Raw genomic sequence first — 20,481 nt, 5'->3', positions numbered from 1 at the left:
CCTTCAGAGCGAAGCCGCGGTGCGGGCGCCGGCTCCGCCCGAGGGCCGCCCGCGGTCCTACCCCGAGCGGCGCCCCGCCTTGCCCCGCAACTCCCCCTTCACCACCTTGCCGCTCGCGTTCCGCGGCAGCTCCCCCAGGAACTCCACCGCCCGCGGCACCTTGTAGTTGGCCATCTCCCGCCGCGCCCAGGCGATCAGGTCGTCCCCGGTGAGCACCGCCCCGGGCCGCCGCACCACGTACGCCTTCCCGACCTCACCCAGCCGCGCGTCGGGGACGCCGATCACCGCCACGTCCGCCACGTCGGGGTGCAGGCCCAGGAGCTGCTCTATCTCCGCCGGGTAGGCGTTGAAGCCGCCGACGATGTACATGTCCTTGATGCGGTCGGTGATGTGCAGGTTGCCCGCCTCGTCCAGCACGCCCACGTCCCCGGTGTGCAGCCAGCCGTCCTCCGTCAGCACTTCCGCGGTGGCCGCCTCGTCCTCGTAGTAGCCGCGCATGACGTTGAAGCCGCGGACCAGGACCTCGCCGGGGGTGCCTGCGGGCGCCGGTTCTCCTGTCGGGCCGGCCACCCGCACCCGAGTGCCGGGGATCGCGCGGCCCGACGTCGACGCGATGACCGACGGGTCGTCGCCGCGCCGGCACATGGTCACGATGCCGGTGGCCTCCGAGAGGCCGTAAGCCGTGAGGACCGTCTCGACGCCGAGTTCCCCGCGCAGGCGCTCCACCAGTTGCAGGGGCACGACCGCCGCGCCCGTCACCACCAGCCGCAGCGCGGAGAGGTCGTGGGCGTCGCGGGCCGGGTGGTCGAGGAGGGACTGGTGCAGGGTGGGCGGGCCCGGCAGGACCGACACGCGTTCCGCCGCGATGTTCGCCAGGGCAGTGCCGACGTTGAAGACCGGCTGCGGGATCATCGTCGCGCCCCGCATCAGACAGGCGATCACCCCGGCCTTGTAGCCGAAGGTGTGGAAGAAGGGGTTCACGATCAGGTAGCGGTCGCCCTGCCGCAGTCCCGCCAGGTCGCACCACACCTCGTAGGCGCGCAGGGTCTGCGCGTGAGTGATCACCGCGCCCTTCGGGCGGCCCGTCGTGCCGGACGTGAAGACGATGTCCGAGGGGCAGGAGCCGTCCACGGCCTCGGCACGCGCGCGTACGTCCGCCGTGCTCACCCCGTCCCCGCTCGCCAGGAAGTCCTTCCAGGTACGGAAGTCCGCCGGGGCGTCGTCCGACAGGACGACCACCTGCTCCAACTCCGGCAGCCCCGGCCCCTGAGCGACCGCCCTGCGCAGCGACGCCACATACGACGTCCCCAGGAACGTGCCCGTCACGAACAGCAGCCGCGCCCCGCTCCTGCGCAGCACATCGGCCGCCTCCGTGCCCTTGAAGCGGGTGTTCAGCGGCACCAGCACCGCCCCGGCCGACACCGCGCCCAGCGCCGACACGATCCAGTCGAGGGTGTTCGGGGCCCAGATGGCGACCCGGTCGCCCGGCGCGACGCCGTTCGCCAGACAGGCCGCCGCCGAACGCTCGACGCGGGCGCCCAGTTCGGCGTACGAGATCCGTGTACGGCCCTCGACCACGGCCTCGACGTCCGCGTACCGCTCGGCCGCGGACCGGACGAGTTCCGGGATGCTGGCCCACTCCAAGTCACCGCGCACCACAGCCTCCAGACCCAGTAGCTGACTGTCCGTCAGATTAGCTGTAGCCTGACGCCCTGTCAGCAGCCGCTTCAGCATGCGGAGGTGCGCGCAGCATGACCGGAGTCAACGGACTCAAGGACGCCACCGCGATCGTCGGCATCGGACAGACGCCCTTCGCCAAACGGCTCGCCGAGGACGAGAGAACCCTCGCGTGCCGTGCCGTCGTGGCCGCCCTGGACGACGCCGGAATAGCACCCGGCGAGGTCGACGCGCTCGCCAGCTACACCATGGAGGAGACCGACGAGGTCGAGCTGGCGAAGGCCGTCGGCTTCGGAGACCTCACCTTCTTCAGCAAGGTGGGGTACGGGGGCGGCGGTTCGTGTGCCACCGTCGCGCATCTCGCCGCCGCCATCGCCGCCGGGCAGGCGACGGTCGGGGTCGCCTGGCGGTCCAGGAAGCGGGGCAGCGGGCCCCGGCCCTGGCGCAACACCACCGCCCAACTGCCCACGCCCGCCCAGTGGACCCGGCCGTACGGCCTCCTGCGCCCCGTCGACGAGATCGCCATGCTCGCCCGCCGCTACATGCACGAGTACGGCGCGACGCGGGACCACCTCTTCAACGTCGCCCTCGCCTGCCGGAACCGGGCCAACCAGAATCCCGCCGCGGTGATGTACGAACGGCCCCTGACCCGCGAGATGTACATGACCTCCCGCTGGATCAGCGAGCCCCTCTGCCTCTTCGACAACTGCCTGGAGACGGACGGGGCCCTGGCGTGCGTGATCGTCAGCCGCGAGCGCGCCCGGGACTGCCGGCACAAACCCGTCTACGTCCACTCGGCCGCCCAAGGGCTGCCCGCCCAGCACCACGGCATGGTCAACTACTGGAACGACGACCCGCTCACGGGACCCGCGTGGACCGCCGCCCGGCATCTGTGGAAGCACTCCGACTTCACTCCACAGGATGTGGACGTCGCCCAGATCTACGACGCGTTCACGGCTCTCATACCGCTGTCGCTGGAGGGGTACGGCTTCTGCGGGCGGGGCGAGGGCGGGGCGTTCACGGAAGGGGGCGCCCTGGAGATCGGCGGGCTGCTGCCCCTCAACACCGGGGGCGGCGGGCTCAGCGAGGCCTACGTCCACGGCTTCAACCTCATCAACGAAGGCGTCAAGCAGCTCCGCGGCACCAGTACCGCGCAGGTCCCCGACGCCGCCACCTGTCTCGTCACCGCCGGCGAAGGCGTCCCCACCTCCGCGCTGCTCCTGAGGAGTTGATCGAAGGATGCTCTCCCCCCTCACCGACCCCGACGGCGCCCCCTTCTGGCAGTACGCCGCCCAGGGCGAGCTGCGCGTCCAGGCCTGCGCCGACTGCGGCGAACTCCGCTTCCCGCCCCGCCCCTGCTGCCCGCACTGCCAGTCCTTCACGTGCGAGTGGCGGCAGGTCGGCGGGCACGGGCGGATCTGGTCGTACGTCGTCCCGCATCCGCCTCTGCTGCCGGACTACGCGGAGCAGGCGCCGTACAACGTCGTGGTCGTCGAACTCACCGACGCGCCCCGCATCCGCCTGGTCGGCAACCTCGTCACGGAACCCGGCGCCCCTCTCAACTCGATCCCCCCGGACCGGATCCGCATCGGCGCCAAGGTCCAGGCCGTCTTCAGCGGGGCCGGTCTTGCGCAGTGGGTCCTGGAGCGGCCATGAGCCCGGCCGTCAGGACCGAGACCGACAAGGACACCGGCGTCGCCGTCGTCACCCTCGACCGGCCGGACCGCCTCAACGCCATCGACCTCGCCATGCGGGACGAACTGGTCGCGGTGTGGCGGGAGTTGCGGTTCGACGACACCGTACGGGCCGTCGTGCTCACCGGGGCCGGGGAGCGGGCGTTCTGCACGGGGCTGGACCGGGAGGCCGTCGTCCCGCAGCCCAGTTCGCCGTACATGCTCGACGATCCGCTGCTGCGGGTCGGCCCGAAGGCGAACGACCTGTGGAAGCCCGTCGTCGCCGCCGTGCGGGGCATGGCCTGCGGAGGCGCGTTCTACCTCCTGGGCGAGGCGGACTTCCTCGTCGCCGACCCGAGCGCCACCTTCTTCGACCCGCACACCGCCTACGGCATGGTCAGCGCCTACGAGTCGATGCTGATGGCGCTGCGCATGCCGTACGGAGAGGCGGCTCGGACGGCGCTCATGGGGAGCGCGGAGCGGATGTCGGCGCGGCGGGCCCATGAGATCGGGCTGGTCTCGGAAGTCACCGAGCCCGGCGGGGCACTGGCTGCCGCGGTCGACTGCGCCGCCGTCATCGCCGGGTATCCGGCGGAGGGTGTGCAGGGGACGGTGCGCGCGCTGTGGGCGGCCAAGGAAGCCGCCCTCGCGCACGCTTTCGCGCAGGCACCGCACCTGATCGCCCTCGGCAACCTGCCGGGCGAACGGCAGGCGGAGCTGTTCCGGGCGCGGCGCCGCGACCACCAGGTCCGGTGAGCTACTCCGACGTGCGTGTCACGTCACCGAGTTCGCAGGTCACGCCGCTGGTGCCGGCCCCGGCGTCCGGGACGTACGAGGCGGCCACGTCGAGCGTGTCCGTGGAGCCCGGCGAGACGTACGGGATGGTGGACGCGCTGGTGCGCACGGAGCCGCCGGACGGGTCCTTGAAGGTGACGCCGAACTCGTAGGTGTAGGTCGTGATGCTGCTGGAGTTGGTGGCCTCGACCCGGGCGACGATGCCCCGGCTCTCGTCGAACACACAGCTCTGGATCTTCACGTCCTGGGTGGCCTCGGCGGTCGCCGTCGCGTCGGAGCCCGAGCCGCCGCCCGTGGACGAGTAGTCGTCGTCATCGTCGTCGTAGTGCGTGCTGCCGCCGCTCGTGCCGCCCGAACTGCTCGACGAGCTGCTGGAGTTCGAGTTGCTGTCGCAGCCGCCGCCGCTGGAGTGCCGTGCGCCCGTCAGGGCCACGACGACCCCCACGCAGACGGCCACAGCGCGGACATGGCGAAGCTTCACGTGGTCAACCCCCGTTGTCGTGATCGTGAGCACGTCACGTTAGCAGCGGCCCCGCGGCAGGAACCGCTTACCCGGCGTAACGTCTCGTGCAAGACCGGTGAAGATGGCCGCACTTTACGGACGGCCGTCGTCCGGATCCGCGCCGCCTACGCGGTGCGGGCCGTGCCCGTGCCCTTCTCGGCGTCCAGGGCGTACACGCAGCGGTCCTTGCTGCACGCGTACACGACGCCGTCCTGCACCACGGGCGAGCCGGTGATCTCGCCGCCGGTGGCGAGCTTCCAGCGCAGGCGGCCGTCGTCGGCCTTCAGGGTGTACAGCAGATGGTCGGTGGAGCCGAAGTGGATCCGGCCCTCCGCCACCGAAGGCGCGCCCACGATGTCGCCGCCCGCCTGGAAGCGCCACTTCGGCGTCCCGGTGACGGCGTCCAGGGTGTAGAGCCCCTTGCCGCTGCCGACGTGGACGTGGCCCCCGGCCACCAGCACCGGATCGATCGAGGCGCGGGCCTCGGTGGCGATGCGCCAGCGGTCGCGGCCGTCGGTGGCGTCCAGGGCGTAGACCGTGCCGAGGTAGTCGGCGAGGTACACGCCGCCGCCGGTCACCGCCGGGCCCGGCACGAAGGCCGGCGGGCACAGGAAGACCGCCGGGGCCTCGAAGTGCCAGCGGACCAGGCCGCTCACCACGTCGAGCGCGAGCACCCGGGTCCCGGCGGACACGTACACATAGCCGTCGTGCGCCTGCGCCACCCGCACCGGCACCCCGCCGCAGGAGGCGGCGTCGCCGATGGGGTACGACCAGCGCTCGTCGCCCGTCCGGGCGTCCAGGGCCTTCAGCCGGGCGTCCTGCCAGACGTAGACCGTGCCGTCGTACAGCGCCGGTCCGGCCTCCGGGGACTCGAAGTCGCTCTGCGCCCCGGTGAGCTCCCAGAGTTTCTGTCCGTTGGAGGCCTCCCAGGCCTGGACGCCGCCGCCGCGCGTGCCGGTGACGACCGTGCCGCGCTCGGCCTTGAGGGAGTACACCCAGGCGTCCGTCTGCAGACGCCACAGATCCGCGCCCTCGCGGCAGTCCAGGGCGAACAGGGTGGGGCCGTCGGAGGCATGGATACGGCCGTCCGCGACCGCCATCGACCAGGCGACGTCCCGCGTCTTGAAGCGACGGCGGCCGGTGGCCACGTCGAGGGCGTGCACCTCGAAGGAGGTGACGTAGACGAGGTCGTCGGCGACGGAAGGGGTGCCCCAGACGTCGTTCGACATGCGGAAACGCCAGGGCCGCCAGCCGGCCGCCGGTTCGGGGGCCACCGGCGGCGGTGCCGGTACGGCGGGGCCGACGGCGGGGTCCGTGCCGTTGACACCGGGGCGGGGCTTGGACCAGGAGGCGACGAGGCCGGCCTCCGGCGGGGGCGCCTGCATGGCGGCGGCGCGGGCGTCGGCGACGCGGGGGCCGGGGCCGATCGGGACCGCGGCGCCGGCCAGCCGCACCGGGCCGGTGTCCGGAGCGCCGATCGGTACGGGCGCCGGCTGCTGGCCCGGAACCACCGGGTCGTGCGCGGGCGGGGGCGGAACCGGCGCGGGGGCGATGCGGCCGCCGCTGCGGCCGGAGGACGGGGCGGGCTTGGCCGCCGGGCGGCCGCCTCGGCGCGTCTCGATCAGGCTCACCGCCCGCTCGGGCAGCCACGCGGACGCCGTACCGCTGTCGTCGGTGCCGGAGCCGAAGAGGTGGGGTGCCAGCTGGGCCTGGAGGTCGGCCGGGTTGGGGCGGGCCGTGGCCTCCATCTGCATACAGGACTCGATCAGCGGGCGCAGCTCGTCCGGAAGGCCTTCGAGGTCAGGGCCCTCGCGCAGCAGCATGAAGACGGTCTCGACGGGGTTGGCGCCATGGAAGGGCGGGTGTCCGGTGGCGGCGAACACGAGCATCGAGCCGAGTGAGAAGACGTCGCTCGCGCCGGTCACGCTGCGGGAGTCCTTCGCCTGCTCGGGCGACATGTAGGCGGGGGTACCGACGGCGACATTGGTCATGGTCAAACGCGTGTTCGACACGCCGGACGCGATACCGAAGTCGATGACTCTGGGGCCGTCCTCGACCACGAGCACGTTGGACGGCTTGAGGTCACGGTGGACGAGACCGGCACCGTGGATGGACTGCAGGGCCTCCGCCACGCCCGCCGCCAGCCAGCGCACCGCCTGGGCCGGGAGCGGCCCGCACTCGTTCACTATCTCCTCGAGGGAGGGCGCGGGCACGTACGCGGTGGCCAGCCACGGCACGGCCGCCCGCGGGTCGGCGTCGACGACCGCGGCCGTGTAGAAGCCGGAGACCGCCCGGGCCGCCTCCACCTCACGCGTGAAGCGGACGCGGAACAGCTGGTCCTCGGCGAGTTCCGTACGGACCGTCTTGATCGCCACGCGCCGCCCGGACGCCGAGCGCGCAAGATAGACCAGCCCCATGCCGCCGGCACCCAGCCGTCCGAGCACCTCGAACGGCCCGATCCTGCGCGGATCGTGCTGCGTCAGCTGATCCACCACTCTGCCTGCCACCTCCCCGTACGGGCCCCGTCACCCGCTTATGTACGCGACCCCGTGCAGCGTCTCACCACCGCACCGCCTTGGCGGCACGCACCCCGATTCTTCCTGTCCGAAGGCGTGGTGGCGAACCCGCGGGCGGAACGGGGTGTCTTGGGACAAAACCACAGCCCGTCGCCCCACGGAAGCGCGGTTTCGCATAGTGGGACGCCTGAGCCACCGGAGACAGGAGTGCCGTCAGCCCTTGGGGACCCGCTCCAGAACCGCGAAGGACGCCCCCTGATCGTCGGTCACCACGGCGGCCCTCCCGTACGACGTTTCGAAGGGCGGCACCTGGATCCGTCCGCCGAGCCGGTTCACCGTGCCGAGGATCTCCTCGCAGTCCGCGACCCGGAAGTGGACGAGGAAGTGGGGCGGCATCATCGCCGAGAAGCGCTCCGCGACGGCCGCCCGCCCGAAGTCCGGCTTCGCGTCCGGCCCGAACAGGGCGTCGGCGAAGAGCCCGCCGTAGAAGTCGTTGGCGACCTCGATGTCCCGCGCGTACAGCTCCACCCAGCCGAAGGTGCCGACCTCGTGCCGGCGCCCGAAGCCCGGGTGCTCGCCCTCCTGCCACAGCCCGAAGACGGCGCCCTCGGGGTCGGTGACCAGCGCGGCCGTACCGGCATCCGCCCCGACCTCCACGGGCGCGGTGACCACCTGCCCTCCGGCGCTGCGGATCCGCCCGGTCAGCGCCCGGGCGTCCGGGGTGGCGAAGTACACCGTCCACACGGTGGGCATCCGCCCGTCCGTCTTGCGGGAGAGGGCGGCCACCCGATCGCCGTCCAGCCGGGCCCATACGGTGGAGTCGTAGGCCTCCTCGAAGTCCCACCCGAAGAGCTCACCGTAGAAGCGCCTGCCCGCCTGCACGTCGGCGAGCTGCGCCTCGACCCAGCACGGAACGCCCTCCGTGTATCCCGTTCCGTTCGCGGATGCCCTGTTTTCGGCCATGCGGCAAAAGTAGCGGCGTCCCACGCACCTCGCAGACCAGGCACACCAGCCTCGCGATCGCCGTGCACCCCATTTGCAGTCGGCCGAATCGCGCCCCGATCACGCCTCGGTAAGCTGACGACATGACAGGACAAGTGCGTACCGTCGACGGCCGCGTGGCCGGACGGCGAGGGCAGGCGACCCGGCAGAAGCTGCTCGACTGCCTCAGCGAGATGCTCAGCTCCTCCCCGTACCGGGACGTCAAAGTCATAGATGTCGCCCGGAAGGCGGGCACTTCGCCCGCCACCTTCTACCAGTACTTCCCGGACGTCGAGGGCGCCGTCCTGGAGGTCGCCGACCAAATGGCCACCGAGGGCGCCGGGTTGACCGAGCTCGTGGAGGGCCGCAGCTGGGTCGGCAAGGCCGGCTGGCAGACGGCGCAGGAACTCGTCGACGGGTTCCTGGAGTTCTGGCGGCGCAACGACGCGATCCTGCGGGTCGTCGACCTCGGTGCGTCCGAGGGGGACAAACGCTTCTACAAGATCCGTATGAAGATCCTGAACTCGGTCAACAACTCCCTGACCGAGTCGGTCACTCAGTTGCAGGCCAAGGGCAAGGTCGACAAGGACGTCAACCCGGCCGCGGTGGCGGGTTCGATCGTCGCGATGCTCGCGGCGGTGGCCTCGCACCAGAAGGGTTTCCAGACCTGGGGCGTCAAGCAGGCCGAACTCAAGCCGAACCTCGCCCTGTTGGTGCATCTGGGTGTGACCGGCAAGAAGCCGACGAAGTAGCTCCCCGATTTTGAGCAAGTCCTGTCTGGCAGGCGGTGACTCACCCGACGTGGGCCGCCGCATGCCGTGCTACGCGGGCAGCGGACGATCCCGTACGACGTGCTTCATCACCAGCGTCGAGGTGAGCCGCTGCACCCCCGGCAGGGTCGCGAGCCGCTCGTCGTACAGCCGCTGGAAGGCGGCGAGGTCGGCCGTGGCCACCCGCAGCAGGTAGTCGGGCTCGCCGAACAGCCGTTGCGCGTCCAGGACATGGGGGATGTCCGCGATCGCCCGCTCGAATTCGGCAACCGTGTCCCGGTCCTCCTGCCGCATGGACACGAAGACCAGCGCCTCGAAGGTCAGCCCCACCGCCGCCGGCTCCACCACCGCCCGGTAGCCGCTGATCGCCCCCGAGCGCTCCAGTTCCCGCAGCCGCCGGTGGCACGGCGAGACGCTCAGCCGCACCCGCCCGGCCAGCTCGGTCACGGTCAGCCGCCCATCCTGCTGCAGCTCGGCAAGAATCTTCCGGTCCACGTCGTCCATAGAGAAGATATTTGCTCACAACTCGCGATCATGAGCAAACTTCGACAACACTTTCGGGCCATTCCCGCCTAATGTCCCCACCATGGACTCCGGACTGCTCCTCTCCTTCCTCGCCATCGACCTGCTGCTCGTCTGCGTACCGGGCGCCGACTGGGCGTATGCGATCTCCGCCGGGCTGCGCGAGCGCTCGCCGGTGATGGCGGTGACGGGCCTGGTCACCGGGTACGCGCTGCACACGGTCCTCGCGGTGGCCGGCCTCGCGGTGCTGGTGGCGAGCGAGCCGGGTCTGCTGACCGCGCTGACCGCGGCCGGCGCCGCGTACCTGGTCTGGCTGGGCTGGAGCGTGCTGCGCCGCCCGGGTACGCCGGGGACCTCCGAGGAGGCCGTGACCCCGAGCAGTCCGGCCCGCGTCTTCCTGCGCGGCGCCACGATCAGCGGCCTCAACCCCAAGGGCCTGCTGCTCTACCTCTCCGTCCTGCCCCAGTTCCTGGTGACCAAGGGCGACCACCTGCCGGTCCCCGCCCAGACCGCCGTCCTGGGTCTGCTCCACATGGCGTGCTGCGCCGCCGTCTACCTCACCGTGGGCCTCGCCGCCCGCGCCGTCCTCGGCGCCCGCCCGGCCGCCGCGCGGGCGGTCACCCGCACGTCCGGCGCGGCCATGCTCGGAATCGGTGCCTTCCTGCTGGTACAGCGCCTGGCGACGCTGTAGCGGTCACGGCCGCCCGGGTTCCCCGTCCCTGCGGACGATCCTGAAGAGCCGGATCTCCCGCTCCACCCGGGCCTGATACGTGGCGTACGGCGGCCAGAACCGGAGCACCGTCTTCCAGGTGGCCGCCCGTTCCTCGCCCTCCAGCAGCCGGGCCGTGACGGGGAAGTCGGTGCCCTTCCAGCTGACCTCGGCGTCCGGGTGGGCCAGCAGGTTGGCGGTCCAGGCCGGATGGCCGGGGCGGCCGAAGTTGGAGCCGATGAGGACCCAGGTACGGCCGCCGTCCTCGGGCATGCACGCGAGCGGCGTGCGGCGCGGCAGCCCGCTGCGGGCGCCCGTCGAGGTCAGGATCACGCCGGGCAGCATCTGGGCGCTGAGCAGCACTTTCCCGCGGGTGAGCCGGTGGACGGCACGGTCGAGCGCGGGGATCAGATGGGGGGCGACCTTGGCGAAGCCCCGGGTCGACGACACCTTCTGCACGAGCCGCACGCCGATCACACCGCCACCTCCCGGGCCTCGGACGTCACGAAGAGCCGGGCCCGGTCGGCGGCCTGCGCCCGCAGCCGGTGCACCGGCCCGAAGAGCAGCTCGTCGCCGGCGGCCCGCTTGAAGTACAGGTGCGCCTCGTGCTCCCAGGTGAAACCGATGCCGCCGTGCAGCTGGATCCCCTCGGCGGACGCGATCCGCAGCGCCTCCAGGGCCTGCGCGAGGGCGAGGCGCTCCGCGGATGGAGCCGCGCCATCGACACGGCCCGCGCCGCTTGGGGGCGTTGCAGCCCACGCCGCGTAATAGGCCGCCGAGCGTGCCGCCTGCACCGCCACATACACATCCGCCAGCCGGTGCTTCACCGCCTGGAACGACCCGATGGCCCGCCCGAACTGCTCCCGCTGTCCGACGTACTCCACAGTGCGCTCCAGCGCCCGGTCGGCGGCGCCCACGGCCTCACAGGCGAGGACGGCGGCGACCGCTTCCCCCGCACCGGCCAGGGCACCCAGCACGTCAGTACCGTCCCCCTCCCCCAGCAACTCGGCCTCCACATCCCGCAGTTGCACCCGCCCCTGCGGCCGGGTGGCGTCCAGAGCGGTCTGCCGTACCCGTACGACCCCCGCCGCGTCACCCTGCACCAGGAACAGCAACGTCCGCGACCGGGCGAACCCCCCGGCGTGCGCGGCGACCAGCAGCAGCCCCGCGCTGTGCCCGTCCAGCACCTGGTCGACCTGCCCGTACAGCCGCCACCCGCCCTCGACCTGCCGCGCCTGCACACCGCCGGCACGTCCGCCGCCGGCCCAGTCACCCCCGTTGCCGCCGGTCAGCGCGAGCGCGGCGGCCAGCGCGGTGCCCGGGACGGCGAGGGTGGCGGTGAGCGCGCCGGAGGCGAGGCGGGGCAGCAGCGCGGCGCGCTGGGCCTCGGTGCCGAGGGCGGCGATCAGGGGTGCGGCGAGGACGGCGGTGGCGAGCAGCGGGGAGGGGGCCAGCGCCCGGCCCGTCTCCTCGCAGGCGAGGGCGAGTTCGGTCGCCGTACAGCCGACACCGCCGTACGCCTCGGGAAGGGCCAGCCCGGGCAGGCCGAGCTGTTCGGCGAGGGCGGTCCACAGGGCCGGGTCGTGTCCGGCGGGGGTGTCGACTGCGGCGCGCAGTTCGCGGGGGCCGCAGCGGCTGTGAAGCAGCTCGCGGAGGGTGCGGCGGATCTCGTCCTGCTCGGGGGTGAAGCTGGCGTCCATGGGCTCTTGCCTCCGGCTCTTCCCTCCAGATCTGACGGACCGTCATATTAGGAGGGTGGCAGCGAGATGCACAGAGGTGGGAAGCAACGGGACTGGAGGCCTCACATGACTGCCGGGAGCCGGAACGTAGCCGTGGTCGGAGTGGCCCTGGCCGACTGCGGCCGCGTGGACGACGCGACCCCGTACGCCCTGCACGCCCAGGCGGCCCGCCGCGCCCTGGCCGACGCGGGACTTGGCCGGGAGGTGGTGGACGGCTTCGCGTCCGCCGGGCTCGGCACCCTCGCCCCCGTCGAGGTGGCCGAGTATCTGGGCCTGCGCCCCACCTGGGTCGACTCCACCTCCGTCGGCGGCTCCACCTGGGAGGTGATGGCCGCCCACGCGGCGGACGCGATAGCGAGGGGGCACGCGAACGCCGTCCTCCTCGTCTACGGCTCGACGGCCCGCGCCGACATCAAGGCGGGGCGGCGGACGGGGAACCTGTCCTTCGGCTCCCGGGGCCCCCTGCAGTTCGAGGTCCCCTACGGTCACACCCTCATCGCCAAGTACGCCATGGCCGCCCGCCGCCACATGATCGAACACGGCACGACCATCGAGCAGTTGGCCGAGGTGGCCGTCCAGGCGAGGGCCAACGCGGCCCTGAACCCGGACGCGATGTTCCGCGACCCGATCACCGTCGACGACGTCCTGGACGGGCCGATGATCGCGGACCCCTTCACCAAGCTGCACTGCTGCATCCGCTCCGACGGCGGGGCGGCGGTGCTGCTGGCGGCCGAGGAGTTCGTACGGGACTGCCGTACGGCCCCGGTGTGGGTGCTCGGCACCGGGGAGCACGTCTCGCACGCGGCGATGTCGCAGTGGCCCGACTTCACGGTGGGCCCGGCGGCGGTCAGCGGACGCCTCGCCTTCGAGCGGGCCGGGGTGCGCCCGGAGGAGATCGACTTCGCCGAGATCTACGACGCGTTCACCTACATGACCCTGGTGACGCTGGAGGACCTCGGCTTCTGCGGGAAGGGCGAGGGCGGGGCGTTCGTGGAGAAGGGGCGGCTGCTGGTGCGGGGCGGGGAGCTGCCGGTCAACACCGACGGGGGCGGGCTCTCGGCCCAGCATCCCGGGATGCGGGGACTGTTTCTGCTGGTGGAGGCGGTGCGGCAGCTACGGGGCGAGGGCGGGGAGCGTCAGGTGCGGGGGCGGGGCGGGGCGTTGCCCCGTCTGGGTGTCGCTTCGGCGACCGGGGGATGGTTCTGCTCGTCGGGGACGTTGGTACTGGGGAGGGATTGAGCCGATCGAATCGAGAGGACTGAAGGCATGGCCCTGACCCGAGAAGAACGCGAACAGTTCCTTGCCGAGCCCCATGTCGCCGCACTGTCCGTCGACGCCGGCGCGGGGCGCGCGCCGCTGACCGTGCCGGTCTGGTACCAGTACGCGCCCGGCGGCAACGCATGGGTCCTGACCGGACTGCATTCCCGGAAGAACCAGCTCATCCAGGCGTCCGGCCGGTTCACCCTGATGGTCGACCGCGTCGAACCCACCGTCCGGTACGCGTCGGTCGAGGGCCCGGTCATCGACACGATCCCCGCCACCCTGGAAGAGCTCCGGGAGGTCGCGGCCCGCTATCTCCCGGCCGAGAAGGTCGACGGATATGTCGACTTCGCCTGGAAGAACCACGGCGAGCAGATCGTCGTCCACATGCGGCCCGAACGCTGGGTTTCGTCCGACCTCGGTCAGCTGTGAGCCCGTGAGACCACCGCGGCACGTGACAATCGACGCATGGGAGATGACCTTCTTCATGAGCTGCTGAGGTCGCTGCGGGTGTGGGACCCGGCGGTCACCGAGCTGCCTGCCTTCGAACCGGCCACCGCACCCGCCGACCCGCTCGCCCTGTTCACGGCCTGGTTCGCCGAGGCGGTGGCGGCGGGGCAGACGGAACCGCACACCATGTCCCTCGCCACGGCCGGCGAGGACGGCCTGCCGGACGTACGGACGGTGATGCTGCACGGCGCCGACGCCTCCGGCTGGTCCTTCGCGACCCACGTCGACAGCCGCAAGGGCCGCCAGCTGACGGCCCGCCCGTACGCGGCCCTCGGCTTCTACTGGCCGGCCCAGGGCCGCCAGGTGCGGGTACGGGGCCCCGTGACCGCCGCCCCCGCCCAGGACGGCCAGGCCGACCTGCACGCCCGCTCGACCGGCGCGCTGGCGGCGGCACTGACCGGCCGCCAGAGCCAGGTCCTGGGCTCACTGGAGGAGTTGGCGCGAGCCTCCGAGTCGGCCTGGGAACGGGCGGGACGCGAGCCCGACGCTCCCGTGCCGACGTGGACGCTGTACCACGTGCGCCCCGACGAGGTGGAGTTCTTCCAGGGGGACGCGGGGCGCCGGCATGTGCGGCTCGACTACCGGCGGGCGGAAGGCGGTTGGGCCAAGGAGCTGCTGTGGCCCTAGAAGCCCGGCGGGCGCATCGGCCGCGTTGCTACTGCGCCTGCTCGCGGAGGCGGATTCCGTTGACGGCGGTGTCGAACACCGGCCGGTACTCGCTCCACTGCGCGTTCGGCGCGGAGAGATAGATGACGTACTGCGTGTCGTCAGCACCGCCGAAGGCCAGCTCGACCGCCCGGAACTCCCGCACCTTGCCCTGGAAGGTGAACTCCCAGTACCCGGCGGTCCGTCCCCGGAACGTCGTCGGGCTCATCCTGACCCGCTCGTAGCCGGGGTTGTCGCGGCGCGTCTGTGCCTCTTCGGTCTCACGCCAGTGCCGCAGCGGATCGGACCCCGCGAACCCGACCATCTCGACCCGCAGGCCCACCAGCCCGGACGGATCGATGTAGGCGACTTCACCGCCGGGGATCTTCTTGGCCGTCCAGCCGTCCGGCACGGGCACGGAGAAGCCCTGGCCGGCCTTCACGAGGTGGTATCCCTCGGGAACCGGCGACGGGGAGTCGCCGGGCCGCGGGGAGCCGGAAGGGCCCGGCGAACCGGGAGCGCTGCTGGAGGTGTCGCCCGCGGACGGCACGCCGCTCGGCGAATCGGCCTCGCCGCCGGGCCTCAGCAGGACCGCGCCCGTCGCGGTGCCGGCGACGACGAGCGCCGCTGCGATCCACAGGGCGGTACGGCGGCCGCGCTTGCGCACCGGCGCGACGGGCGTGGTGTCGACGTGGGGGGCGATGTCGGGCTGGGGGTCGGTGTCGAGGTCGCGGTCGCGGTCGGGCACACGCTCCGGTCGCGTGGGCGGATCGGACCGGACGGTCACCTCGCCGGCCGCACGGCTCAGAAGGCGCTCGGCCGCGTGCGCGTCCATGCGCCGGTGGGGCTCCTTCACCAGCAGCCCCTCGATCACCGGGGCCAGGTCCTCGGCGTTGCGCGGGGGGTCGTAGGTGTCGGTGGCGATGGCGTACGCCGTCTCGATCGCCGTGTCCCGGCCGAACGGGGGCCGTCCCTCGACCGCCTCGTACAGCGTCGCTCCGAGCGACCACAGGTCGGAGGCGGGGCCGGGCTCGGCGATCTTGCTGCGCAGCCGCTCCGGCGCGAGGTACTGGATCGAACCGACGAGTTCCCCGGTCCTGGTCAGGGAGGGCGATCCGGACTCCACCGCGATCCCGAAGTCGGTGAGGACGATGCGGCCGTCGTTCCCGAGCAGCACGTTGGCGGGCTTGACGTCCCGGTGCAGCACGCCGACATCGTGCGCGGCGCGCAGTGCGGCGGCCATGCTGCGGCCGATCCGGGCGGCCTCGCCCGGCGGCAGCGTGCCCTGCTTCTTCAGGACGTCGCCGAGCGTGAGCGAGGGGATGTGCTCCATGACGATGCACGGCAGGCCCTCGTCGTCGACGACGTCGTGCACGACGATCACATGGGGGTGGGTGATCCGGGCGGCGCTGCGGGCCTCACGGCGAGTGCGCTCGTAAAGACGCTGGACCTCGTCGTCGTGCAGATGCGGCGGGACGTGCAGCTTCTTGAGGGCGACGTGCCGGTTGAGCAGTTCGTCCTCGGCCCGCCACACGGTGCCCATGCCGCCGCGTCCGACGCGCTCCACCAACCGGTAGCGGTTGGCTATGAGCCGCCCCAGTTCGGACGCCCTCCCCGAATCGGACACCGTGAGACCTACTTCTCCCCGTACACCGAGCACTTTCGAACAGATTGCAGATGCACCTTAGCGCGCGCGGATTCCACGGCCAGGGGGGCCAGGAACGCCTAGACGCCCCGGGTCCCCCGGAAGTCGTACGCGGCGAAGTCGGCCACCGCCCGGTACCCGATGCGCTGGTAGAGGCTGTTGCTCGTCTGGTTGGCGAGGTCCGTGAAGAGCAGTACCTCGCGCACTCCGGAGGCGAGCACGGCCCGGCTGACCTGGGCCGTGACCGCGCCCGCGTAGCCGCGTCCGCGCAGGTGGGCCGGGGTGTAGACGGGGGCGACCCGGACCTGGCCGGCGACCACCGGGGTCACGCCGGCCATGGCGAGGGGGGTGCCGTCGGCGTCCTCCCAGAAGGTGATGCCTCCGTAGGAGATCCGCGAGTCGGCCCACGCGGCGGCGTCACGGGCGGCGTGGTCGCCGACGGCCTCGATGAACTCGCCGTACCAACGCGTCAGTTGCTCCCGGTCCTCCTTGCCTGCGACCCGCGCCCGGCCGGCCGGGAGGGACTGCGGCAGGGCCAAGTTGCCGAGCCGGTACAGGCGTTGGCTCTGGCCGACCGCGGCCCGGCCGCCCGCGTGCCGGCGCCAGGCGGCGGCGAAGGCCTCGGCGGTCTCGCGCGCCGCGATGACGCCGGGGACCGAGTGACCGAGGGCGACCAGGTGGGCGGCGAGGGAGTCGGCCTCGTCGGGGGTGAGCGGGGTGACGTTCAGCCGGTAGGGCGGGGTGCGGAAGTAGGCGGCCCGTACCTGCCCGCCCACCTCCAGCACCCCGAAGACCGGCGCCTCGTCGCCGTACGCACGCAACCCGCTGGTGCGCAGCGTCTCGGTCACCGTCAGGACGACGGTGTGCAGATCGGGGCGTGAGCGCAGGAAGCCACCGGCGTGGGAGAGGAAGCCGGTGAGATCCTGGGTGCAGTACCAGTCGTCCGGGCGCATACCTCATGATCCCGCGCCCCGGCGCCGACTGTGCACCCTTTTCCGCTGTGGACACCAACCCGATACAAGACCCCACTCCCAGGCGGGGGTTGAGGGGCTCGGGGTTCACGGGTCCGCGGGTCTACAGGTTGACGTTCGAGTCCGAGTCCCGGCCCCTGGCCGGGTCCGGGTCCGTCGCCAGCCGCGCGTGCATATGGACGTCCCGGTACGCGTCCTGCCGCCCCGCCTCCCACATCGCGCCGCGCAGGGTCCCCTCGTACCGGAAGCCGCACCGCTCGGCGATACGGCAGGAGGAGTCGTGGCCGACGGCATGGCCGAGTTCGAGACGGTGCAGGGCCAGGCCGGGCTCGGCGAGGGCCCATTGGGCGACGAGGGTGAGCGCGTGGGTGGCGACACGGCGGCCGCGGGCCTCGGGGAGGACCCAGTAGCCGACGCGGGCGGAGCGCATGATCCAGTCGATGACGTTGACGGCGACATGTCCGACGGGGGTGCCGGTCGTCGCGTCGGTGACGCAGTACGCCGCGGAGGCGCCCTCCCACATGTTCCGTGCCGTGTCGCGGAGGGATTCCCGGGCGCTGTCGAGGTCCGTCGTGATCCGCAACGGGGTGTTCCAGCGCCGGAATTCCGGGTCGCTGCGGCCCCGGAACCAGGCCGCCGCGTCGTCCTCGGAGTCCGGGTCCCAGGGGCGCAGGCGCAGGCCGTGGCCGTGCAGGTCGGGGTGGGGGTACGAGTGGCCGGCGGGGCGTATGTCGGGGTGAGGCATACGGCCATTGAAACCCGCGGCGGTCAGCCGGCAGCGCGGAACACCGGTACCCCGTCCCGGAAAACGACCGACAATTCCATCCCGGCCCGCAGCCGACCGGCGTCCGCGCACTCCACGACCTCGGTCATCATCCGCGGCCCCTCGGCGAGATCGACCACGGCGGCGACGTACGGCGTCCGCTCCCCGAAGGGCGGCAGGTCGTTGCGGTGCACGACGGACCAGGTGTAGAGGGTGGCCCGGCCGCTCGCGGGCTCCCACGCCACGTCCTCGCTCCAGCAGTGGGGACAGAACTCGCGGGGGTAGTGGTGGGCGCGGACGCAGGCGCGGCACCTGCGGATGAGCAACTGCCCCTGCGCCGCCGCGTCCCAGTAGGTGCGGGTGAAGGCATCGGCCTCCGGGATGTCGTATCGCTGCCCGCTCATCAGCGCTCCCCCATCAGAACAGACCCGTCATAACAACCCCGTCAGAACAACCCCAGCGCACTGTCCACCGACCACGACTGCCACGACATCCCGAACAGCGCGACCACCGAGATCAGCGCCATCATCGAGTTCTGCCCCTGCTCGCCCCAGTCGTGGATCATGAGCGTGAAGTAGAGGACGTTGAGCAACAGCCCGCCGACGAGGGCGATCGGGGTCAGAAACCCGAGGATGAGCCCGAACCCGAGTGCGAACTCCGCGTACAGGACGACGTACGCCATGGTCCGCGGCCGGGGTGTCACGACGGCCTCGAAGCCGGACCGTACGGCGTTCCAGCGGTGCTTGGCCGCCACGTCCGCGGCCCATGAGATCCCGGCCCCCTCGAACCAGCTCTTCTTGTCCTTGTGCCGCCAGCTCTCCAGCCACCACACCCCGAGGCCTATGCGGAGCACGGCCAGCCATTCCGCACCTGTGAGCCAGATCGCGTCCATGGATCTGACGGTACGTCAGATAAGAGGAGCCTGACAATCGCCTGTGCATCCCGGATGAGTCCCATGGATTGTTGGCAATCTTGTCCACAGTTTGGCTAGGTTCGCAGAGACGCAAGCCGAGGACACCGAGTGAGCCGAGGGAGCCGGACGTGAGGCACAGGGCAGTCAAGCGCAGGAGTGTGGTCATGGGGATCGGGGCGACCGCAGGGATCGCGGCGGCCGGGGGCATCGCCCTGACCGCGCAGGCGTCGAGCGGGTCGAGCGCGTCGGGATCCTCCGGGTCGTCCTCCGGGTCGTCCTCGTCCCACGCCCTGGTCTTCGACAAGGACGCCTACTCGACCCTGACGACGACCATCACGGACGCCGACGGGGCCGACCACGAGGTGGAGTACCGCTTCTACAAGGCCATCACCTACGTCGCGAAGCCGGTCGACGAGAAGTACCAGAGCCTGAACGTGAGCGTCCCCGTGAAGATCGACGGTACGGCCGTCGACGCCACGCACGCCCCGGTCCTGTTCGCCAACTCGGTCGGCGGCTACATGCCGTCGTCGGTCGCGGACGCGACGGGCGTGGGCGGCGGCGGAACGACCGGGGCGCCGGGTGGGGGCGCGCCGAACGCCTCCGCGTCGCCGAGCGCCTCCACGTCACCGGCCTCCACATCGGCCGCGGGCGAGGTCGCCTCCGGCGGCAACGGCATGGTGAACGCCCAGGGCGCAATGGTCAGCCTCCCCAAGCTGGCGCTCGCGGCCGGTTACGTCGTCGTCGAGCCCGGCGCCCGCGGCCGTACGCTCAAGAACTCCGCCGGCGAGTACTACGGCGTCGCCCCCGCGGCGATCGTCGACCTCAAGGCCGCCGTCCGCTACGTGCGGTTCAACGAGGGCCGCATACCCGGCAACGTCGACCGCATCGTCTCCTCCGGCACCAGCGCGGGCGGCGCCCTGTCCTCCCTGCTCGGCGCGTCCGGCGACAGCCCGCTCTACGACAGGCACCTCAAGGCGATCGGCGCGGCCGACGCGAGCGACGCCATCTTCGCGACCGGCGCCTGGTGCCCGATCACCGACCTGGAGCACGCCGACGGCGCCTACGAGTGGAACTGGGGCTCCAACGCGACGAGTTCCGGCGCCAAGGTCGACCAGACGGTGTCGAAGGAGCTGCAGTCGCAGTTCGCCGAGTACCAGGCGTCGCTGAAGCTGAGGGGCCTCGGCGGCTTCGGCACGCTCACCGCCCGCAATTACGACGAGTACCTGGTCAAGCAGTACCTGGAGCCGTCGGCGACCAGGTACCTGACGGCCCTGTCGAAGGCGGACCGCGAGTCCTACCTCGCCTCCAACACCTTCATCACCTGGTCCGGCGGCAAGGCGGCCTTCTCCTGGGCCGACTTCCTCACGCACGTCGGCGCCCGCAAGAAGGCCGCGCCGTCCTTCGACGCCTTCGACCTGTCGACGGGCGAGAACAACCTGTTCGGCCTCGGCACCACCCAGGCCCGCCACTTCACCGCCTACGGCGCCCAGAACGACACCACGGGCCTGAACAGCAAGCGGGTGCCGAGCGACATCCCCGACACGCTGCGGCTGATGAACCCGATGCCCTTCCTGGTCGCGAAGCCCAACCCGCACCGCACCAAGCACTGGTGGATCCGCCTCGGCACCAACGACTCCGACACCTCCCACACCGTCTCCGCCAACCTCGCCGCCGCCGCCCACACCCTCGGCGACGACGTAAGCCACCTCTACTACTGGGACGAGGGCCACGGCGCCAACTCGGACCCGGGCGACTTCATCGAGTGGATCGCCGGGATCAGCGGCTACAAGGGCACGCGGTCCGGGTCCGCCGGGTAGCCCGCTGAAGCAGCCCCCTCGGGCAGCCCTCTCAGCCAGCCCTTTCGAGCAGCCCTTTCGAGGCCGGGCAACC

General features: G+C 71.9%; 21 protein-coding genes. 9 read left to right on the top strand and 12 right to left on the bottom strand.

Annotated features, from left to right (window positions below; genetic code table 11):
* Positions 1 to 57: 57 nt before the first annotated feature.
* The gene (locus OG331_RS28375) at positions 58 to 1,656 is read right to left on the bottom strand and encodes a FadD3 family acyl-CoA ligase (RefSeq protein WP_406201228.1); all 1,599 of its coding nucleotides are present in this window, start codon (positions 1,654 to 1,656) and stop codon (positions 58 to 60) included.
* Between the two features lie 95 nt (positions 1,657 to 1,751).
* Between OG331_RS28375 and OG331_RS28370 the strand changes: the two genes are divergently transcribed.
* From OG331_RS28370 to OG331_RS28360, 3 genes are read left to right on the top strand one after another with little or no spacing between them, the layout of a single operon-like run.
* Complete coding sequence (locus tag OG331_RS28370) at positions 1,752 to 2,909, top strand: lipid-transfer protein (protein ID WP_406201226.1); 1,158 nt, start codon at positions 1,752 to 1,754, stop codon at positions 2,907 to 2,909.
* Positions 2,910 to 2,916: 7 nt separating this feature from the next.
* Positions 2,917 to 3,333, top strand: coding sequence for a Zn-ribbon domain-containing OB-fold protein (locus OG331_RS28365; RefSeq protein WP_406201224.1), 417 nt, complete (start codon positions 2,917 to 2,919; stop codon positions 3,331 to 3,333).
* Complete coding sequence (locus tag OG331_RS28360) at positions 3,330 to 4,106, top strand: enoyl-CoA hydratase/isomerase family protein (RefSeq protein ID WP_406201221.1); 777 nt, start codon at positions 3,330 to 3,332, stop codon at positions 4,104 to 4,106. Before OG331_RS28365 ends, OG331_RS28360 begins: the two co-directional genes overlap by 4 nt.
* A gap of 1 nt (position 4,107) precedes the next feature.
* On the opposite strand, the gene OG331_RS28355 is transcribed toward OG331_RS28360, so the two are convergent.
* From OG331_RS28355 to OG331_RS28345, 3 genes are all read right to left on the bottom strand, one after another.
* Positions 4,108 to 4,626 carry a hypothetical protein gene (locus OG331_RS28355; protein WP_406201219.1) on the bottom strand — a complete coding sequence of 173 codons (519 nt, stop codon included), beginning with the start codon at positions 4,624 to 4,626 and terminating at the stop codon, positions 4,108 to 4,110.
* A gap of 146 nt (positions 4,627 to 4,772) precedes the next feature.
* Positions 4,773 to 7,142: a PQQ-binding-like beta-propeller repeat protein gene (locus OG331_RS28350; protein ID WP_406201216.1), complete on the bottom strand. Its 2,370-nt coding sequence runs from the start codon at positions 7,140 to 7,142 to the stop codon at positions 4,773 to 4,775.
* Positions 7,143 to 7,376: 234 nt separating this feature from the next.
* Positions 7,377 to 8,126, bottom strand: coding sequence for a VOC family protein (locus OG331_RS28345; protein ID WP_406201213.1), 750 nt, complete (start codon positions 8,124 to 8,126; stop codon positions 7,377 to 7,379).
* A 122-nt stretch (positions 8,127 to 8,248) separates the two neighbouring features.
* Between OG331_RS28345 and OG331_RS28340 the strand changes: the two genes are divergently transcribed.
* Positions 8,249 to 8,896, top strand: coding sequence for a TetR family transcriptional regulator (locus OG331_RS28340; protein ID WP_406201211.1), 648 nt, complete (start codon positions 8,249 to 8,251; stop codon positions 8,894 to 8,896).
* A gap of 69 nt (positions 8,897 to 8,965) precedes the next feature.
* Here the strand turns inward: OG331_RS28340 and OG331_RS28335 are convergent, their stop codons facing one another.
* Positions 8,966 to 9,418, bottom strand: coding sequence for an Lrp/AsnC family transcriptional regulator (locus OG331_RS28335; RefSeq protein WP_328880988.1), 453 nt, complete (start codon positions 9,416 to 9,418; stop codon positions 8,966 to 8,968).
* 82 nt (positions 9,419 to 9,500) lie between these two features.
* On the opposite strand from OG331_RS28335, the gene OG331_RS28330 reads away from it, so the two are divergent.
* A complete protein-coding gene (locus OG331_RS28330) occupies positions 9,501 to 10,127 on the top strand; it encodes a LysE family translocator (RefSeq protein WP_406201209.1) in 627 nt (208 codons plus the stop codon).
* 3 nt (positions 10,128 to 10,130) lie between these two features.
* On the opposite strand, the gene OG331_RS28325 is transcribed toward OG331_RS28330, so the two are convergent.
* Positions 10,131 to 10,622, bottom strand: a complete 492-nt coding sequence (locus OG331_RS28325) for a nitroreductase/quinone reductase family protein (protein ID WP_406201206.1) — start codon at positions 10,620 to 10,622, stop codon at positions 10,131 to 10,133.
* Positions 10,619 to 11,845, bottom strand: a complete 1,227-nt coding sequence (locus OG331_RS28320; RefSeq protein ID WP_406201204.1) for an acyl-CoA dehydrogenase family protein — start codon at positions 11,843 to 11,845, stop codon at positions 10,619 to 10,621. The genes OG331_RS28325 and OG331_RS28320 overlap by 4 nt, the downstream gene beginning before the upstream one ends.
* Before the next feature lie 105 nt (positions 11,846 to 11,950).
* Between OG331_RS28320 and OG331_RS28315 the strand changes: the two genes are divergently transcribed.
* Genes OG331_RS28315 through OG331_RS28305 form a run of 3 tightly spaced genes read left to right on the top strand, consistent with a single transcriptional unit; the run spans position 11,951 to position 14,281 of the window.
* Positions 11,951 to 13,123, top strand: coding sequence for a thiolase C-terminal domain-containing protein (locus OG331_RS28315; RefSeq protein WP_406201202.1), 1,173 nt, complete (start codon positions 11,951 to 11,953; stop codon positions 13,121 to 13,123).
* Between the two features lie 27 nt (positions 13,124 to 13,150).
* Positions 13,151 to 13,576 (top strand): pyridoxamine 5'-phosphate oxidase family protein, encoded by a 426-nt coding sequence (locus OG331_RS28310; RefSeq protein WP_406201200.1) that lies wholly within the window; start codon positions 13,151 to 13,153, stop codon positions 13,574 to 13,576.
* A gap of 36 nt (positions 13,577 to 13,612) precedes the next feature.
* The gene (locus OG331_RS28305) at positions 13,613 to 14,281 is read left to right on the top strand and encodes a pyridoxal 5'-phosphate synthase (RefSeq protein WP_406201198.1); all 669 of its coding nucleotides are present in this window, start codon (positions 13,613 to 13,615) and stop codon (positions 14,279 to 14,281) included.
* A 28-nt stretch (positions 14,282 to 14,309) separates the two neighbouring features.
* Here OG331_RS28305 and OG331_RS28300 read toward each other — a convergent pair whose 3' ends face one another.
* The 5 genes from OG331_RS28300 to OG331_RS28280 all read right to left on the bottom strand — a co-directional run bounded on the left by OG331_RS28300 (position 14,310) and on the right by OG331_RS28280 (position 18,570).
* Entirely contained in the window at positions 14,310 to 15,926 is a 1,617-nt protein-coding gene (locus tag OG331_RS28300) for a serine/threonine-protein kinase (protein WP_406201196.1), read from the bottom strand.
* Positions 15,927 to 16,024: 98 nt separating this feature from the next.
* Positions 16,025 to 16,897, bottom strand: a complete 873-nt coding sequence (locus tag OG331_RS28295) for a GNAT family N-acetyltransferase (RefSeq protein ID WP_406201194.1) — start codon at positions 16,895 to 16,897, stop codon at positions 16,025 to 16,027.
* Between the two features lie 121 nt (positions 16,898 to 17,018).
* Positions 17,019 to 17,660 (bottom strand): GNAT family N-acetyltransferase, encoded by a 642-nt coding sequence (locus OG331_RS28290; RefSeq protein ID WP_406201191.1) that lies wholly within the window; start codon positions 17,658 to 17,660, stop codon positions 17,019 to 17,021.
* A gap of 23 nt (positions 17,661 to 17,683) precedes the next feature.
* Positions 17,684 to 18,082, bottom strand: a complete 399-nt coding sequence (locus OG331_RS28285; RefSeq protein ID WP_406201189.1) for a Zn-ribbon domain-containing OB-fold protein — start codon at positions 18,080 to 18,082, stop codon at positions 17,684 to 17,686.
* 41 nt (positions 18,083 to 18,123) lie between these two features.
* Positions 18,124 to 18,570 (bottom strand): DoxX family protein, encoded by a 447-nt coding sequence (locus tag OG331_RS28280; protein WP_406201187.1) that lies wholly within the window; start codon positions 18,568 to 18,570, stop codon positions 18,124 to 18,126.
* 185 nt (positions 18,571 to 18,755) lie between these two features.
* Here OG331_RS28280 and OG331_RS28275 point away from each other — a divergent pair, with 185 nt between their 5' ends.
* Positions 18,756 to 20,408, top strand: a complete 1,653-nt coding sequence (locus OG331_RS28275; RefSeq protein WP_406201184.1) for a subtype B tannase — start codon at positions 18,756 to 18,758, stop codon at positions 20,406 to 20,408.
* Positions 20,409 to 20,481: the final 73 nt, after the last annotated feature.

This window comes from Streptomyces sp. NBC_01017, from assembly GCF_045162795.1.
Classification (GTDB): Bacteria; Actinomycetota; Actinomycetes; order Streptomycetales; family Streptomycetaceae; genus Streptomyces; species Streptomyces machairae.
Note: the sequence above shows the minus strand (reverse complement) of the source record. Positions and strands in the feature narration are given on the sequence as shown.